Source organism: Streptomyces sp. NPDC006265 (assembly GCF_040613555.1).
Taxonomy (GTDB): Bacteria; Actinomycetota; Actinomycetes; order Streptomycetales; family Streptomycetaceae; genus Streptomyces.
Genome location: NZ_JBEXSH010000974.1, coordinates 1 through 3,188, shown reverse-complemented (window position 1 = coordinate 3,188; position 3,188 = coordinate 1). Strand labels below are relative to the sequence as shown.

Here is a 3,188-nt window from a genome sequence, read left to right as displayed (position 1 = left end):
CAGCAGGTTTCCTACGGAGCCGATCGCGCGCGCGACGCGGCCGGGGATGCCCCGCACCCAGCTGATGAAGGCGACGATCACAAGGAGTACCCGTGCCGGAAGGCCACACCATCCACCGCCTCGCCCAGGACTACGCCGCCGCCTTCCTCGGCACGAACCCCCGCACCACCAGCCCCCAGGGCAAGTTCACCGCCGCCGCCAGCCTCCTCACCGGCACGGAACTCACCCACACCGAAGCCCACGGCAAGCACCTCTTCCTCGGCTTCCGCGACACCGACTGGATCCACATCCACCTCGGCCTCTTCGGCAAGGTCACCTTCGGCCCGGCCCCCGCACCGCCCCCCACCGACACCGTCCGGCTCCGTGTCGCGAACGACACCACCTACGTGGACCTCCGGGGCCCCACCACCTGCGCCCTCATCACACCGCCGGAGAAGCAGGCGATACACGGCCGTCTCGGCCCCGACCCCCTCCGCGACGACGCCGACCCGGACACCGCGTACCGCCGCATCTCCGGCAGCCGTACGACGATCGCCGCCCTCCTCATGGACCAGAAGGTCATCGCCGGCGTCGGAAACGTCTACCGCGCGGAGGTCCTCTTCCGGCACCGCATCGACCCGTACCGCGCCGGCAAGGACATCACCCCCACCGAGTGGCACGCGATCTGGACCGACCTCGTCGACCTCATGCACGAGGGCGTCCGCAACAACCGCATCGACACCGTCCGCCCGGAACACACCCCGGAAGCGATGGGCCGCCCGCCCCGCGTGGACGACCACGGCGGCGAGGTGTACGTCTACCGCCGGGCCAACCTGCCGTGCCACATCTGCGGCGGCGAGATCCACACCGCCGATCTCGCCGCCCGCAACCTCTTCTGGTGCCCGGCCTGTCAACGCCCCTGAAAAGACCCGGGCGCCGCTGAGGAATGCGCGGGCCTCAGAATCCGTACGGCAACCACGGCGGCACGCCCACCCCGAACCCGAGCGACGCCTCCGCCAGCGCCCCCGGCCGAAGCTCCCGCACCCGCCCGGCCGCCCCCAGCGCGGCCAGCGACACACCCCCGAGATACGCCGCGCCCAACTCCCGTACCGACAGCGCGACATCCGCCGCATCCGCCGTACGCTCGCAGGACGCGCCCTTCGCGTCCCCGCTCAGCCGCCAACGCCCGGCGTTCCAGGGGCAGAACGCGTCCTCCACCTCGAACACCACGTCCACCGGCGTCTGATACGTCCGCGCCTCCAGTGCGGCCCCCACCTCCACGGGCCGCACGTACAGCGAGTCCCGCACCCGCGGATGGCACCGCCGCGGGTCGGACACCAGGTACTGCCACGCGTCGTCCACCGGACGCCCCCGCACGGTCACCTTCGACGTCAGGTCGATCCCGAACAGGAACCGCCACAACGCAGCGTCCGCAGCGGGGTCCAGCCCCGCCAACTCCTCCACGATGACCGTGCCGTTGGACCCCGACAGCTCCCACTCGGGCTTGACGCGGTACCGCGCGTACCCGACCGTCTCCCCGTCCCGCTCGGCGAGCACACACTGCAGGGGCGACGCCCCCTCCCGCTCGCTCGCCGGATCGAGCACCCCGAGCCGCTCCCAGCCGGGCCGCCGGGCCAGCATCCCGGGCCGCGCCGGAACCAGCCGGGCGTACACCGCTTCGCACACGTCGAGCACATCGGCCGGCACCGCGTACCGCACCCGTACGTCATCCGTACCGTCCGGCACCGACAGCCCTACCCGGGTCGTGTCGATCTCGGCGGTCAACGACACGGTCGCGTTGCCGTATCCGAACCGCCCGTAGATCGCGGGCTCGGACGCGGTGAGTACGGCCAGCGGCTCACCCCAGGCGCGGACGTCGTCCAGCTGTCGCCGCATCATCGACGTCAGCAGTCCGCGTCGGCGATGCGTGGCGGCCACGCTGACCATCGTGACCCCCGCGACCGGCAGGGACGCCCCGCCGGGCACGGTCAGCCGGAAGCTGAACGCCCCGGCCGTCCCCACGCACTCGTCCCCGTCCCAGACACCGAGTGAACGGTCGAACTCGGTCAGCGAGTTCCACAATTCCCGCTCCTCGGCGGGCTCCGGCACCCCTCCGAAGCCCCGGATCAGGGTGTCGTACCACTTGTCCCAATCGTCCTGCCGCAGGACCCGCAAGCCGGGCGAAAGACCGTTCGCGCCAGTTCCCATGAGCCATGCCTACCAGGGCAACGCCGGACGAGCGAGAGAATTTCTCCCGGGTGGCGGCAGGGCCGCGCGCTGTGAAGTTCACTGTGAAGTCGGCCTCGGACGGGGGACAAGTGGGACCTCCCGTGCCAAGCGGCTGGTCCGATGGATAGGGTCCCGAACTAATGGCATCAGGACGAGAGCGGCGCGCGGAAGCCGAGACGTTCACGGCCCGGTTGAAGAAGCAGTGGCACCGGGTCCGCGTCGGCGTGCGCCGCGCCGCCGTGGACTACTTCCGCGGCAACGGCTCGGACTGGATCGCCCTGGCCGGTCTGCTCCTGATGGTTCCCGTGATCGCGTCGGCGACACTGGCGAACTCGGTGTGGTTCTCACCGTCCGCACTGGTCCTGCCCGTCGTCGTGGGCGGCCTGCTGCTGCGCCCGGCGAGCCTGCTCGGTCTGTACGCGGCGGCGGCCACGGCACTGATCGTGGAGTCGGTGCGGCTCGGCCCGTACACGGAGGGCCCGTCGAGGGTCACCCCGGGCGTCGTGCTCGTGGTCGCGGCCTGCGGCTTCTTCGGACTGCTCCTGGCCCAGTTCCGCAGCCGGGTCGGTGTGCCCTGGCGGCGCGGCGGCACCATGCTCTTCGACCTGCGCGAACGCATCAGGGTGCAGAGCAAGCTGCCCGACCTGCCGGACGGCTGGCACCGGGAGATGGCGCTGCGCCCGGCGGGCGGCCAGTCCTTCTCGGGCGACTTCGTGGTCGCGGCGCGCACCAACGGCGGCCGTACGCTCGAAGTGGTCCTCACCGACGTCTCCGGCAAGGGCATGGACGCGGGATCCCGCGCCCTGCTGCTGTCCGGCGCGTTCGGCGGCCTGCTCGGCTCCCTCCCGCCGCACGCCTTCCTCCCGGCCGCCAACGGCTACCTCCTGCGCCAGGACTGGGACGAGGGCTTCGCCACCTCCATTCACCTGGTCCTCGACCTGGACTCCGGCGACTACGAGCTCTACTCCGCGGGCCACCCG

The 3,188-nt window shown here is 71.6% G+C and carries 3 protein-coding genes; 2 read left to right on the top strand and 1 reads right to left on the bottom strand.

Going from position 1 to position 3,188, the window contains the following annotated elements:
* Positions 1–92 precede the first annotated feature (92 nt).
* Positions 93–902 (top strand): DNA-formamidopyrimidine glycosylase family protein, encoded by an 810-nt coding sequence (locus ABZ281_RS43725; RefSeq protein ID WP_356663759.1) that lies wholly within the window; start codon positions 93–95, stop codon positions 900–902.
* Positions 903–936: 34 nt separating this feature from the next.
* Here the strand turns inward: ABZ281_RS43725 and ABZ281_RS43720 are convergent, their stop codons facing one another.
* The gene (locus ABZ281_RS43720; protein WP_356663757.1) at positions 937–2,187 is read right to left on the bottom strand and encodes a GNAT family N-acetyltransferase; all 1,251 of its coding nucleotides are present in this window, start codon (positions 2,185–2,187) and stop codon (positions 937–939) included.
* A 161-nt stretch (positions 2,188–2,348) separates the two neighbouring features.
* Between ABZ281_RS43720 and ABZ281_RS43715 the strand changes: the two genes are divergently transcribed.
* Positions 2,349–3,188: SpoIIE family protein phosphatase (locus tag ABZ281_RS43715; RefSeq protein WP_356663755.1), on the top strand; the 840-nt coding region annotated here is incomplete at its 3' end.